The following is a 12,466-nucleotide window of genomic DNA, read 5'->3' on the forward strand; positions in this document are numbered from 1 at the left end:
CTCTCGTTTCACACGCATCCGCCTGATCTCAGTTGGCCTTGAGAGCCATTTCTGTTTCGCCGTCGAACAGATGCATCCGCTCCTGATCGAACTCGAGCCAAATTTGTTCATCAGGCGCCACGGCAATGGTCGGCGGCACGCTGACGTTGACGATGGCGCCAGACAGGAAGGCTTGCACGAAAGTGACGTCTCCGGTGGGCTCTACCGTGTAGGCCTTGGCAGGGACGCTTCCCGGCATCGCACTTTTATGCAGCCTGATCGTCGAGTGACGCGCGCCGAGCACGATCTTCTTTGTTGTTGCCCTAGCGACCTTCTGGACGTTTTCCGGGGAGAGTTCGAGGCGCCAACCCTCCGCGCTAGTCAACACGGTGTTGCCGCTCGCCGTCGATGCCTCCAGCGGAACAAGGCTCATCGCCGGGCTGCCGACGAAGCTGGCGACGAACATGTTCACCGGATGGGCAAAGACCTGCGCCGGAGTATCGTATTGCTGCAGGTAGCCGCCATTCATCACCGCCATCCTGTCGGCCATGGTTACCGCTTCGAGCTGATCGTGTGTCACGTAGATGATCGTCGCGTTGAGGTCCTGGTGGAAACGCTTGATCTCTGAGCGCATCTGCACGCGCAGCTTTGCGTCGAGGTTGGAGAGTGGTTCATCCATCAGGAAGACCGCCGGATCGCGAACGAGGGCGCGGCCGAGCGCCACGCGCTGCTGTTGCCCGCCCGAAAGTTCGCGCGGCTTGCGCTCGAGCAGCTGCGTCATGTCGAGCACGCGCGCTGCTTCTCTGACCTTTTTGTCGATCTCGTCGCTTGGCAGTTTGCGCATCTGCAGCGGGAAAGCCAGATTCTTGTAGACCGATTTCTGCGGATAGAGCGCGTAGTTCTGGAACACCATTGCGATGTCCCGGTCCTTGGGGTCGAGGTCGTTGACCACCCTGTCGCCGATGACGATGTCGCCCGATGTGATGGGGATGAGCCCCGCCACAAGATTGAGTGTGGTTGTCTTGCCGCAGCCTGAGGGGCCGACGAGTGCGACGAATTCGCCGTCGTTGACCGTCAGCGAAACGTCGTTGACAGCTTTGAAGCTGCCATAGGTCTTGACCAGATCTTTGAGGACCACGTGGGCCACCGGCAACTCCCTTAGTGCTTGACTGCGCCTTCTGTAAGGGCGCGTACGAAGTATCGTTGCAGAACGAGGAACAGGACCACGACGGGCACGCTCATCATGAAGCTGGCCGCCATCAGGCCCGGAAAGTCCGTTGTATTTTCCGAGAAGAAGCGCTGGATGCCGACCGGCAGTGTCAACTGCTCGTTCTTGGACAGAAAGGTGTAGGCGTAGATGTACTCGTTCCACGCGCCAATGAAGGAATAGATCGCCGTGGCGATGATCCCCGGCGCCGAGAGCGGCATCACGATCAGGACAAAGGCCTGGAACCGCGTTGCCCCGTCGATGCGCGCCGCCTGCTCGAGTTGCACCGGAATGTTGTCGTAGAAGCCCTTGAGGAGCCAGATTGCCAGCGGCAGCCCGAATGTGAGGTAGGTGAGAACAAGCGACCCATGGGTGTTCACAAGCCCGATCGCGCGCATCAGGATGAAGAGCGGCACGAGAAAGATCACTGCCGGGAACATGTTGCGAAGCAGGACGGCAAAGAACAGAAAGTTCCGGCCCGGGAAGGTGAAGCGCGAAAACGCGTAGGCGGCAGGAACTGCCACGATCACCGAAAGGATGGTCGTAGTTGTGGAGACGAAAAGGCTGTTCCAGAAAAAGCGCAGGAAGTCCTGGCCGACGCTGTTTTGCGGATCGAGCAGCTTCTCGTAGCTGGCAAGGGTAGGCTGGTCCGGCCACCATTGGGGCGGGAATTGCATGGCCGCGAAGCCGGACTTGATCGAGGTGATCAGCATCCAGATCATCGGCAAGGCGGTATAAAGCAGCATGAACACGAGGAAGATGCGTCCGCCCCACCGCCATCCATCGATGCGCGTACGGCGACGCCCCTGGCCTCGACGAGCAGTCCCGGCAATGGCGCTCATTCGCTTCCATCCTTCCGTTCGTTGCCGCTCAGCGCGCGGACGTAAAAATAGCCGAACGACATCAGGATCAGGAAGAGCAGCACCGAATAGGCCGATGCGACGCCCCAGCGCTGGCGGCCGAAGGCGAGCTCATAAATGTGGGTGATCCAGATATGCGATGCGTTCGACGGCCCGCCGCCGGTCATGATCCAGGGGATGATGAAAGAATTGAAATTGGCGACTGCCAAGAGCAGGATCGTAACCGTCGAGACGTTTCTCAAGTGCGGAAAGGTGACGTGCCAGAACCGCTGCCATGCATTGGCGCCGTCGACCTTTGCGGCGCGCAGCAACTGGTCGGGAACAGTCTGCAGGCCAGCCATCATCATGATCATGGCAAACGGAAACTCTCGCCAGATATTGACGACGATCAGCGAGGGCAGCACCGTGCTGACGCTGTCGATGAAATTCGGCGGCCGGTCGGCCAGTCCGAGGCCAACAAGCACCGCGCCGATGATTCCGAAGTCCGAATGGTAGATCCACTTCCAGATATAGGACGCGGCGACCGCGCTGATGACCCAGGGAATGATCAGAATGGCCCGCAGGATGCCGCGGCCGAGAAAGTCGCGATGGAGCGCCAGGGCGCAGGCAAACCCCAGGACGAATGAGATGAAGGTGGATCCCAGTGTCCAGATAAGAGTGTTCCAGGTGACCGTCCAGAATACCGGACTTGTGAGGATGGCGGAGTAGTTGTCGAAGCCAACGAAAATCTTGTCCCGAAGCTGCAGGCCAGGGGGTGTATTAAAGAACGACAGCTCGATCGTGTAGTAGATCGGATAGGCAATAACGATGAGCATCACGGCGATCGCGGGAAGCACATACGCGTAGTCAGCGCGGTGCTCCCAGATCTTTCGCAGCACGCCGGACCTGTCGGGTTGCAGTCTTCGGCGCGCCTCGGCCTTGCCAGTCAAGATCGTCACTGTGCCCTGCCCTTATTCTTCGGAAGAAACCGGCTGCAATCGCGATGCAGCCGGTCAGATCGTGCTCAGGCTTGGACTAGAGTCCGCCGTCCGTCAGGTTTTTTACCTTCTTGGCCGCGTCGTCCGCTGCCTGGTCGACAGTCATTGCTCCGGTGAGGGCATTCTGCAGCATGTCAGGGACGATGATGTTCATGATCTCGGGCGACTGTGGCAGCGCCGGGAACGGGATGCCGTATGGCAGCATCGAGGTCGTGACATCAAGGAACTTGATACTATCAAGGCGTTCCTTCATCCACTTGGTCTTGAAGCCGTTAAGATTCCCCGGGTTCGAGCCGGCATAGGCCATCTTCAACGACCATTCGGGGCTCGCCCACATGCAGCCGAGAGCCTTTGCCGCCGGCTCGTCGACCTTGCCGCCCTCGACATATTCGGGCTTCAGGATGTGAATGTTCGAGCCACCAAACACGACGGCACGCTTGCCGTCAGGGCCAGTCGGTATCAGACCGTAGCGCATGTTGTCGATGACGGTCTGCGCCTTGTCCTTGTCGCTGCCCGTCGTCTTCTTCTGCAGGTCGAGCATGACGTTATAGTCGGAAGGGTGGGAGACCATCATGCCGAGCTGGCCGGCCAGGAAGAGGGGCTGGTTGTCCGCCTGTTGATTGGTGAGTGCCGAAACCGGAACCGACTTGTCGCGAACATACATATCGTAGGAGGCTTGCAATGCCGCCTTGCTCTGCGGGCTATCGAGTTCGACCTGCTTATAGGTCGGGCTCGCAGTGGCTTCGTCGAAGACGCCGCCGCCATAGGCCCACAGCTGCGGCATGAAGCGATATGGCGTATTACCGGCATTCTTTCGCGCCACGAGGCCGTAACCGGCAATGCCGAGCCTGTCGTGGATCTGCTTGGAATATTTGACGACGTCGTCCCAGGTTGCCGGAGCTTTGTCCGGATCGAGGCCTGCGCGCTTGAAGATATCGGCGTTCCAGATGAAGGCCATCGTCTCGTTGTTGGTTGGGACGCCGTAGGTCACCCCTTCCCAGGTTACGGCCTTCATTGCACCGGGCCAGAAGTCCTCGGTCGAATACCCTACATCCTCGGGTTTGAGCGGTTCCAGATAGCCCTTTGCGGCGAACTCGGTGCCACCAAGGATTTGCAGGCGCACCGCCATGGGCGCTGCGTTGCCCAGAAGTGCAGTCCGGAACTTGTCCAGTAGGTCATTATAGGTGAGGGCTTGTTCCTCAAGCTGGATGTTTGGATAGGTCTTGCGGAACGTCTCGAAGAAGTCCTTGTAATACTGGCGTAGCAGGTCGGGGTCGCCCTCGAACACACCCTGATACCAGAAAGTCAGCCGCCCCTTATAGTCGAGTGGGGTGACCTTGGCGCAATCGCCCGCCGTGTCAAAATCCTGTGTGCCGGCGATGGAGCGCACATATTCCGGCGACCACTTGCTCAAGTCGACCGGCGCAGCCAGCGCGGACGCTGACATCAACGATAGCATCAAGGCAGTGGATACAGTTCCGCGCACGGCGATACCGCCGAGTGAAATCCTCGTCATAGGAATCCTCCAGGTTCTCTCCCAAGCCGCTCTGCATCGAGGCAAGCGGTCTCTGCTCCCCGGTCGCGGGACTTTCCACCCAATGTATCCCTTCGACCTCATTGCACGTTTCCAGATTAAAGATTGCCTGTCAATTGAAGAAATCGTACATTGTTTGCAGATGCCTCGCATGATATCCGAGCAATATGTGTATTGATTGGGGACAGTCTTGGCCGAAACAAGTGATTTTAAAGCGAAACCACCGGAAGGGATCGACGCTATCGGGGCCTCCAGCGAGGGCGCCTCGGTTTATCAATTGATCAGGGACGACATCATCGAAGGGCGGCTCGCAGCCAACGATCGGCTTGTGGTCACCGACCTCGCCCGGCGCCACGGCACCTCAACCAACCCCGTACGCGAGGCTTTGCAACTGTTGCGCGGCGAGGGCTTTGTCACCTTGGTTCCCAACCGCGGAGCACGCGTCCGGCCGATAGATCAGGATTTTGTTCGCGACATCTACGAGATAGGAGTCTTGATCGAGCCGGCACTGACGCGATGGTTCGTGAATATGGCTACCGTCGAGGACATTGCTGACCTCGAACGCATCCAAGGCCTGATTGAAGAGAACAACTTCGCCGACACGGTCAGGCACAGCGAGCTGGACACCGCCTTTCACACAGTCATGTACCAAAAGCACTACAACCGCCACGCCGCTGAACTTTGGTGGAAGCATCGCGAAGTGCTTCGAGCCGTGAGCCGGCGCTTCAACTTTACGCTTGCCCGGCGTGCCTCGATCCTGAGCGAGCATCGCGAGCTCATCGCGCATGTCAAAGCAGGAATGGCAAACGAGGCAGCCGAACTCATTGCACGCCATGTCGAGGGCTCTGGCCGACACATCCTCGAACATATGCGGGCGCGGAACGCCGCCCGGGCAGGATAGAATACATAGCCTCAAATATCGTTATCCCAACCATTTCAGATAAAGGCAGTTGAGATGAAAATCACTAGCGTCCGGCCGTGGCTCATCAGATCCGATGCTTCTTATTGGGGAGAGTTTCTGTTCGTCGAAGTGACGACCGACGAGGGGGTGAGCGGCTGGGGTGAGATCACCACCACGACAAGGCTCGCCAATCGCGCCCTCTGCACGATCCTGCGGCAGATCGGTGCCGCTGTGACAGGCGAGGACCCGGCCCGCATCGAGTATCTGTGGCACAAGATATTCCGTGGCTTCACCTATATGGGAAGTCGCGGTGCCGCAGTCGAATGCGTCAGTGCCATCGACATAGCCCTCTGGGACATCCGCGGCAAAGTTCTTGGCAAGCCGATTTACGAGCTGCTGGGCGGACCGGTCCGCGATGAAATCTCGCTCTATACCCATCCCAACCAGGCCAAGTTTACCAGCAAGGAGGCTGTGGTCCGCGAAATCAGAGACATCGTCGAATCCGGCCATACCGCGCTCAAGTTCGATCCGTTCCCCCATCAGGGCCGCACCGCCGATGGACAGTCTCGCGAACAACGTGACGGCTACCTGGATGGCAGCATGACTCGCAAGGATGAGCGCGAGGCCGCCGAACTCACTGCTCTGATCCGCGAAACGGCGGGCTCCGATGTCGACATCCTCATCGATGCGCATGGCCGGTTCGACGTTCCCACCGCCATTCGCCTTTGTCGCAGCCTCGAGGAAGCTGGTCAGATCGACTGGTTCGAGGAGCCCTGTCCACCGGAGAGCCTCAACGCTCTCAAACAGGTCCGTGAGAAGGTCAGCGCCGCCATATCCTGGGGCGAGCGCGGCCACACGAAGTGGGATTTCGTGCCGGTGCTCGAAAATAGGCTCGCCGATTACATCATGCCGGATGTCACCTGGACCGGCGGCATTACCGAACTCAAGAAGATTTCTGCCCTCTGCGAAGCCTACTACATCCCGGTTTCGCCGCATGACGCCGCAGGGCCGATCAACGTGGTTGCGGGAGCGCAGGTGATGATGACTGTTCCCAATTTCTACAAGCTTGAAACGTCGGAGTGGAACCTGGGCAAATACGATCACCTCATCGACAGACCACTCGATGTTTCGAACGGCAGCCTCAAGCTTACGCCCAAGCCTGGTCTCGGCGTCGAAATGAACCGCGAATACCTTCAAAATCACGAGATAGAGCTGGACTAGCTATCACCACTCTACGCCGCTCAAGCTTGCGCGACGACGAGCCCTGCTGACCAGAACGAGGATAAATCATGCCAGAGGCACATGGAGCCGACGAGGCGCTCAATCGAGTGAACACGCATTCCAAGCCGTCCGACCTTCGCATCACCGACATGCGGGTGGCCGAAATTGTCGGTGCGCCGTTCACCTCGGTGCTGCTCAAGATCTACACCAATCAGGGCATCGTCGGGCTTGGCGAGGTGCGCGACGGCGCCAGCGCCACCTACGCGCTGATGCTGAAGAGCCGATTGCTTGGCGAGAACCCTTGCGATATCGACCGCCTGTTTCGCCGGATCAAGCAATTCGGCGGGCACGGCCGGCAAGGCGGCGGCGTATCGGCGGTTGAAATCGCGTTGTGGGATCTTGCCGGCAAGGCCTATGGCGTCCCTATCTACCAGATGCTCGGCGGCCGGTTTCGGGAGAAAGTGCGCGTCTACTGCGATACCGACGCCACCGTGCCGAGCGGTACCGAGACCGGTAAGCGGCTCAAGCAGCGCATGGAGCTCGGATTCACCTTCCTCAAGATGGATCTGGGTTTGATGCAGATCGCGGATGTGCCCGGTGCGGTCGTGTTTCCTGCTGGCTCACTCGAAGGGTACCGCGACAGTCCCAGTCGCGGGCCGCTGAAGAGCGTTGAAGAGCGGCGTCTCCGCAATGCTGCATACGATTTGCATAACGTCCCGCACCCGTTCACCGGCCTGCATTTTTCCGACAAGGGCCTCGACCTGCTTGAGCAATACATCGCCGAGGTCCGTGAGGTCATCGGCATGGATGTGCCGCTTGCGATCGATCATATCGGCCATATCTCCATGCAGAACGGCATTCGCCTTGCCAGGCGCATTGAAAAATACGTGCCAGCCTGGCTCGAGGATGTGATCCCCTGGCAATATACCGAACAATACCGACAACTGCAGGACGCCACGACGATACCGATCTGCACTGGCGAGGATATATACCTCAAGGAGGGCTTCGAGCCCCTGCTCAACAGCGGCGGCGTCTCCGTTATCCACCCGGACCTGCTCACGAGTGGGGGCATCCTCGAGACCAAGAAGATCGGCGATATGGCGCAGGACCGTGGTGTCGCCATGGCCATCCACATGGCAGAAAGTCCAATCGCCGCAATGGCCGCGGCACATGTCGCGACCGCGACCGAAAATTTCATGGCGCTCGAATATCATTCCGCCGACGTTGACTGGTGGGACGATATCGTCACAGGCCTTCCCAAGCCCCTGGTGAAGGACGGCTTCATCACTGTTACGGACAAGCCGGGCCTCGGGATTGACGACGTCGTCGACGAGGTGATCTCGCAGCATCTGCAGCCAGGTGTCACCGGCATTTGGCAGCCTACGGATCGATGGGACGATGAGTATTCCTGGGATCGCACCTGGAGCTGAAGCGAAAAGGAACGAAGATGAAGATCACCGATCTGCGCTGCGCCGTAATCGGCAAACACCCGATCGTCCGCATCGTTACGGACGAGGGCCTCTATGGCTTGGGTGAAGTCGAATTCACCAAGTCCTACCTCAAGCCTTTTGTGCTGCATTTCCGCGAGGCACTGATCGGCGAGGATCCGACCGACGTCGAGAGAGTGATGTTGAAGATCCGCCAGCGCGGCTCTTTCAAGCCGTACGGCGCGGCGGTGAGCGCCATCGAGCATGCCCTGTGGGATATTGCCGGCAAGGCCGCGGGCGTGCCCGTCTACAAACTGCTCGGCGGCAAGGTACGGGACAAGGTGCGCGTCTACAATGGCTCTATTCGCCAGAAACGCACGGGCGACCGGCCGGAGGATTACGCGGCTGACGTCAAATGGATGATGGAACAGCCGCAGAACTTCTTCATGGTCAAGCAAGGAATCTCGTTCCACTCCAACATGAAGGACACGATCGAGGACTTCCACTACGGCGTGACGCAGAAGAAGGCCGGCTATCACGGTGCCATGGATCAGGGCGTGATCAGCGAGCGCGGGTTCAATCACATGCTCGACTGTGTGATCGCGATGAAGGAAGTGCTGGGCGACAAGGTCAGCCTGGCACTCGACTGCGGCCCAGGCTGGATGCTGCCCGATGCGATCAAGTTCGCGCGCGCAGTCGAGAAGTACAATTTGATGTGGCTCGAGGACATGCTGACTGGCGACTACGTGCCGTGGGTCAATCCGCAAGCCTATCGGGAGCTGACGACCTCCACCTCGACGCCGATCCACACTGGTGAGCAGATCTATCTGCGGCACAATTTCAAGGAACTGATCGAGACGCAGGCGGTGCGCGTCATCGGCCCCGATCCAGCCGATATTGGCGGCATTGCCGAGCTCAAATGGGTCGCCGAGCACGCCTATATGCACTCGATCCTGATGGCACCGCACGGCACCGCTAACGGCCTGCTGGGACTTGGTGCGTTGATCAATGTCTGCGCCACCTTGCCAGCAAATTACGTCGCGTTCGAATATCCGAGCGCCTCCGACCCCTGGTGGGAGGATCTGGTAATCGGCTTGCCGACGCAGATCGTGAAGGACAGCATGGTCGACCTGCTGGAAGCGCCGGGGCTCGGCCTTGATATCGACGCTGAAGGGGCCAGGAGATATCTCATGGAAGAGGATGCGGGCTTTTTCGACTGATCCTCCTCCACCTGCCGTGCCGGTCTTGTCGGGGAACAGGTGATAGGGCCTATCGAAATAGTTGGTATCGATCTGCAACCACGGAATGAAGGCCGACATTCATAGTCTTGTCGCAATCGGGTACGGCGGCGGCTCGCTACAGACTGTAGTCGGGAATGAAGAACCCGCTACCGGGTCGGCTGTCCAGGTTTCGGCATGCCAAGACCTGGCAGGCGCGATCATCGCGGGTCGGGATACCCCTCCACTCAGCATATTCATTGGCGTCACAGAAGCGGCTATTTCGAATGAACCGATCGTACAGCGGCAAACCCCTTGGCGATGTCCATCTGAAGATGACCGCACCCTGATTAGGGACGGCCGCACGGGCGCTTGCACAGCTCATCGAAAGCGGATTGAGCCGTGAGATCGCAAAAGACTGGGTCGCAATGAGGGCGACAGCAGCGGTCAGCAGTAACGTCTTCATGGTTTTGATCCACTTCTCTGCGAAGGGGCGGTCGCGGCATCGCGATCTATCTCGATAACGAAGTTGGCCGTCGGAAGTTCAACAATGACACAAGATTGAGAACGTTTCCGGGATGATTCGTCTCCTCAGGTCGCACCTGCCGCACTTCTGGTGCGTTTCAAAGCTCAGCGGGAGCGGAGCTGGAGGTCAACTGGTTCTGCCGCTCAGCATGATGCTTTACGACGCTCGCCGTTTCGAACATGGCTTTGATGCTGCGGATCTTCGCGAGAATGTCTTCAACTTCCGTCGCGTTTAGTAGGGATGGGCAAGGCGGACGGTTGCCCTTGGCGGCATTGCTGCTCCAGTGCGCGTTCGATCCGCCGACACCTGGGGGCAGGGCACCCGCTGCCGACAAGCGGGCCGGATGCAGCAACACAAGCGACGCCGAGAAATGCCGTCATAGCCATCATGGTCGACTTTGTTGGGCTGCCTCGATCATGTTGTCGACGTAGCCTCTTACCGGCTTAACGTCGGCAGTTCTCTGCGGACAGCCGAGAGGTTTGGAGAATGCACCCGTCGATACCGCGCCTCGACCAGGTTGTAGATGCCGAAAGCGGCAAGGCCGATGGCGACCGCAAAGTACAGAATGCTGCCGAAGGGAAGTTGCCTGATCCATGACAAGGCTTCGCTCATGCTTGCGGCCTGACTCGGGTCCACTTTGAAAGCTGCATAACAAAAGAAGATGCCGATAATGGCGAAGACCGCGCCGCGAGCTAAGAGGCCGTAGACGCAGACCAAAAAGAGCAGACGATTTTGCCGAAGATCGAGATAGCGTTCAAAGCGGCGGGTCAAGCCTTTGAGCGCGGTGATGACGCCCCCGATGATGAATCCGACACCTATCGCTCCAGCGAGATATCGGCCGAAAGGTTGAGACATGACCCAGGCAGCGAGGCCTTGTTCTCCGCTAGCGCCGCCAGCTCCTGCACCTATCGCTGCTTCGAACGCGTAGATTGCCAGACTGATGTAGGTGACCGCGCTGCCGAAGAGCGAAGCCCGGATCAGATAGCTTTTCGCGCTACGATCATGATTGTCGGCGTTGGCAAGCGACTGAGCGAGCCGCCATGCGACGAAGCCAAGTAGACCCAGGCCGATCAACGCAAGCCAGACCTGGCCGAGGGGCTGGTTTAGCAGCACGTCGAGAGCTGATTTTGTGTCGGCCTTGCTGCCGCCAAAGCTTGAAAACATGGCCAATGCGGCAACCAGGAGAAAGACAATCCCCCTCGCGCCGTATCCTGAACGAGCCAGCCACTCAAACTTTGATTTATTCATGTTGGGTCCCCCGTTGCCATCACAACGAGAAACCGCGAATTCGGTTCCGGGATGACCGACAGGCGGACCCGCTTGGATGGCAGTGTTCTCACGCTGTTCCAAGTGAGATCCGATGTTCATTCCGTGAGGCGACCAGTTCGTTTCGAACGCGCCTGTCAATATTGCCATCGGGAACATTTGCTCCAGGAAGGCGCCGAAAACTGCCAATCTGTGAGTTGATCCGATAGAGGGGGCATGATGCCGTCGCGTCCACGGAACCTCGAAGATTTCGAGCTGAAACTGCGGTGCTCGACAAACTGCACCAGCTGGGATTTAAACCGTCCGCGACCTCGGTGAGGTGGAAACCGTGCAAATGTTGAGAGCGTCCGGTATTCACCGGCTACGGATGGCGGAAGATCGCTCGGCATTGCCGTCTGCTCGTCGGACAAGTCAGTAGGCAATTTGACCGAGCCACGAGCGCAGTCAAGCAAGGCGAAGGTCGATCTGCGGGTATAGTTTCTTCAAGTTCGGCAAAGATTTGGTCTGCCACGGATACTGGCTCGTGCCTTTCACTACAAGTTGGACTTCCGGGCGCTTTCGAGCCTCGATCGTCAATTTGGCGAGCAGGTTGATACCTGAAGAATTGAGAAACTCAAGTCCGGTCAGATCGAAAGACACGCGGGCGTGGTGACCGGAAAGAATGCCGGACGCCAGGGAGAATATCGGCGCGTACGCATCTGGTCCTGCAAGCCTTAGGGTTCCTTCGAAGAAGACCTCGCTGCCTTCTGCCCACACTCTGAAATCTTCATCTCGAATTTCCATTGTACCCTCACATGTTGGAAACCATCGGTACCGACACTGCTGCAGTCGTGGTGAGCATAACGCTGCCCTCGCGATAGTCATCGAATTCCCAAGTCATCCTTGCCCCGTAATCGCTGAGTAGCGTTAACAAACCGAGGCCGGAGGCGTTTGAATCGGCCAGCGCATTTGCTTCGATCTGCCGAATAAGCAGGTCGCCGGGATCGCTCTCGAGCATATGATCGAGCGTCCGCTGAAACCTTGCCGAACTCTCGAGCGCGATCGGGTTCCTCACACGCAGCAGGAACTCCGCCGAGCGAAGGCAGGCTTGGATTTCTATCGATGAAGGCAGCCGGAACTTCACTGCGTTCTCGATCAGTTCGTTAGCGAGGTACACGATGCTGTGATGGACCACAGTGTAATGTTGCTTGCTGGAGGCGTAGGGCATCGCCATCACGCCCGCGATGAAGTCGGATGTAATGCCCGAATGCCTCCAGCCAAGCTGCAATGGCCCGTCTGTCAGCGTGAGCCGCGCACCGCGCTGCAAATTGATCTCAGCCAAGTCGATCGAGCCATATAATCTTCTAGCCAT

12 protein-coding genes are annotated in these 12,466 nt (G+C 58.5%); 4 read left to right on the forward strand and 8 right to left on the reverse strand.

What is annotated here, in order from left to right:
• Window positions 1–28: 28 nt before the first annotated feature.
• The 4 genes from AC1DUP_RS24375 to AC1DUP_RS24390 all read right to left on the reverse strand — a co-directional run bounded on the left by AC1DUP_RS24375 (window position 29) and on the right by AC1DUP_RS24390 (window position 4,539).
• Window positions 29–1,126: an ABC transporter ATP-binding protein gene (locus AC1DUP_RS24375; protein WP_113295872.1), complete on the reverse strand. Its 1,098-nt coding sequence runs from the start codon at window positions 1,124–1,126 to the stop codon at window positions 29–31.
• A gap of 11 nt (window positions 1,127–1,137) precedes the next feature.
• A complete protein-coding gene (locus AC1DUP_RS24380) occupies window positions 1,138–2,028 on the reverse strand; it encodes a carbohydrate ABC transporter permease (protein ID WP_113295871.1) in 891 nt (296 codons plus the stop codon).
• A complete protein-coding gene (locus AC1DUP_RS24385) occupies window positions 2,025–2,984 on the reverse strand; it encodes a carbohydrate ABC transporter permease (RefSeq protein ID WP_113509898.1) in 960 nt (319 codons plus the stop codon). The genes AC1DUP_RS24380 and AC1DUP_RS24385 overlap by 4 nt, the downstream gene beginning before the upstream one ends.
• Window positions 2,985–3,060: 76 nt before the next feature.
• Window positions 3,061–4,539, reverse strand: coding sequence for an ABC transporter substrate-binding protein (locus AC1DUP_RS24390; RefSeq protein ID WP_113509897.1), 1,479 nt, complete (start codon window positions 4,537–4,539; stop codon window positions 3,061–3,063).
• A gap of 208 nt (window positions 4,540–4,747) precedes the next feature.
• Here AC1DUP_RS24390 and AC1DUP_RS24395 point away from each other — a divergent pair, with 208 nt between their 5' ends.
• The 4 genes from AC1DUP_RS24395 (at window position 4,748) to AC1DUP_RS24410 (ending at window position 9,326) form a co-directional block, all read left to right on the forward strand.
• Complete coding sequence (locus AC1DUP_RS24395; RefSeq protein WP_113295930.1) at window positions 4,748–5,458, forward strand: GntR family transcriptional regulator; 711 nt, start codon at window positions 4,748–4,750, stop codon at window positions 5,456–5,458.
• Between the two features lie 54 nt (window positions 5,459–5,512).
• Window positions 5,513–6,679: a mandelate racemase/muconate lactonizing enzyme family protein gene (locus AC1DUP_RS24400; protein WP_477835045.1), complete on the forward strand. Its 1,167-nt coding sequence runs from the start codon at window positions 5,513–5,515 to the stop codon at window positions 6,677–6,679.
• 68 nt (window positions 6,680–6,747) lie between these two features.
• Window positions 6,748–8,109, forward strand: a complete 1,362-nt coding sequence (locus AC1DUP_RS24405) for a mandelate racemase/muconate lactonizing enzyme family protein (protein ID WP_113295867.1) — start codon at window positions 6,748–6,750, stop codon at window positions 8,107–8,109.
• 17 nt (window positions 8,110–8,126) lie between these two features.
• Window positions 8,127–9,326, forward strand: coding sequence for a mandelate racemase/muconate lactonizing enzyme family protein (locus AC1DUP_RS24410; RefSeq protein ID WP_477835048.1), 1,200 nt, complete (start codon window positions 8,127–8,129; stop codon window positions 9,324–9,326).
• A 136-nt stretch (window positions 9,327–9,462) separates the two neighbouring features.
• On the opposite strand, the gene AC1DUP_RS24415 is transcribed toward AC1DUP_RS24410, so the two are convergent.
• The 4 genes from AC1DUP_RS24415 to AC1DUP_RS24430 all read right to left on the reverse strand — a co-directional run bounded on the left by AC1DUP_RS24415 (window position 9,463) and on the right by AC1DUP_RS24430 (window position 12,466).
• Complete coding sequence (locus AC1DUP_RS24415) at window positions 9,463–9,789, reverse strand: hypothetical protein (protein ID WP_477835050.1); 327 nt, start codon at window positions 9,787–9,789, stop codon at window positions 9,463–9,465.
• A 495-nt stretch (window positions 9,790–10,284) separates the two neighbouring features.
• On the reverse strand, window positions 10,285–11,097 hold the full coding sequence (locus AC1DUP_RS24420; RefSeq protein WP_477835052.1) for a DUF1206 domain-containing protein: 813 nt from the start codon (window positions 11,095–11,097) through the stop codon (window positions 10,285–10,287).
• Window positions 11,098–11,559: 462 nt separating this feature from the next.
• Window positions 11,560–11,898 carry a slr1659 superfamily regulator gene (locus AC1DUP_RS24425; protein ID WP_113295863.1) on the reverse strand — a complete coding sequence of 113 codons (339 nt, stop codon included), beginning with the start codon at window positions 11,896–11,898 and terminating at the stop codon, window positions 11,560–11,562.
• Window positions 11,899–11,905: 7 nt separating this feature from the next.
• Window positions 11,906–12,466 (reverse strand): slr1658 superfamily regulator, encoded by a 561-nt coding sequence (locus tag AC1DUP_RS24430; RefSeq protein WP_113509891.1) that lies wholly within the window; start codon window positions 12,464–12,466, stop codon window positions 11,906–11,908.

The organism is Rhizobium sp. 01L419 (assembly GCF_056400025.1).

What these genes read in the sequence shown, in the direction of transcription:
- AC1DUP_RS24380 (WP_113295871.1), bottom strand. Translation starts at nt 2,028, where the DNA reads ATGAGCGCCATTGCCGGGACTGCTCGTCGAGGCCAGGGGCGTCGCCGT.
- AC1DUP_RS24390 (WP_113509897.1), bottom strand. Translation starts at nt 4,539, where the DNA reads ATGACGAGGATTTCACTCGGCGGTATCGCCGTGCGCGGAACTGTATCC.
- AC1DUP_RS24400 (WP_477835045.1), top strand. Translation starts at nt 5,513, where the DNA reads ATGAAAATCACTAGCGTCCGGCCGTGGCTCATCAGATCCGATGCTTCT.
- AC1DUP_RS24405 (WP_113295867.1), top strand. Translation starts at nt 6,748, where the DNA reads ATGCCAGAGGCACATGGAGCCGACGAGGCGCTCAATCGAGTGAACACG.
- AC1DUP_RS24410 (WP_477835048.1), top strand. Translation starts at nt 8,127, where the DNA reads ATGAAGATCACCGATCTGCGCTGCGCCGTAATCGGCAAACACCCGATC.
- AC1DUP_RS24415 (WP_477835050.1), bottom strand. Translation starts at nt 9,789, where the DNA reads ATGAAGACGTTACTGCTGACCGCTGCTGTCGCCCTCATTGCGACCCAG.
- AC1DUP_RS24420 (WP_477835052.1), bottom strand. Translation starts at nt 11,097, where the DNA reads ATGAATAAATCAAAGTTTGAGTGGCTGGCTCGTTCAGGATACGGCGCG.
- AC1DUP_RS24425 (WP_113295863.1), bottom strand. Translation starts at nt 11,898, where the DNA reads ATGGAAATTCGAGATGAAGATTTCAGAGTGTGGGCAGAAGGCAGCGAG.
- AC1DUP_RS24430 (WP_113509891.1), bottom strand. Translation starts at nt 12,466, where the DNA reads ATGGCTAGAAGATTATATGGCTCGATCGACTTGGCTGAGATCAATTTG.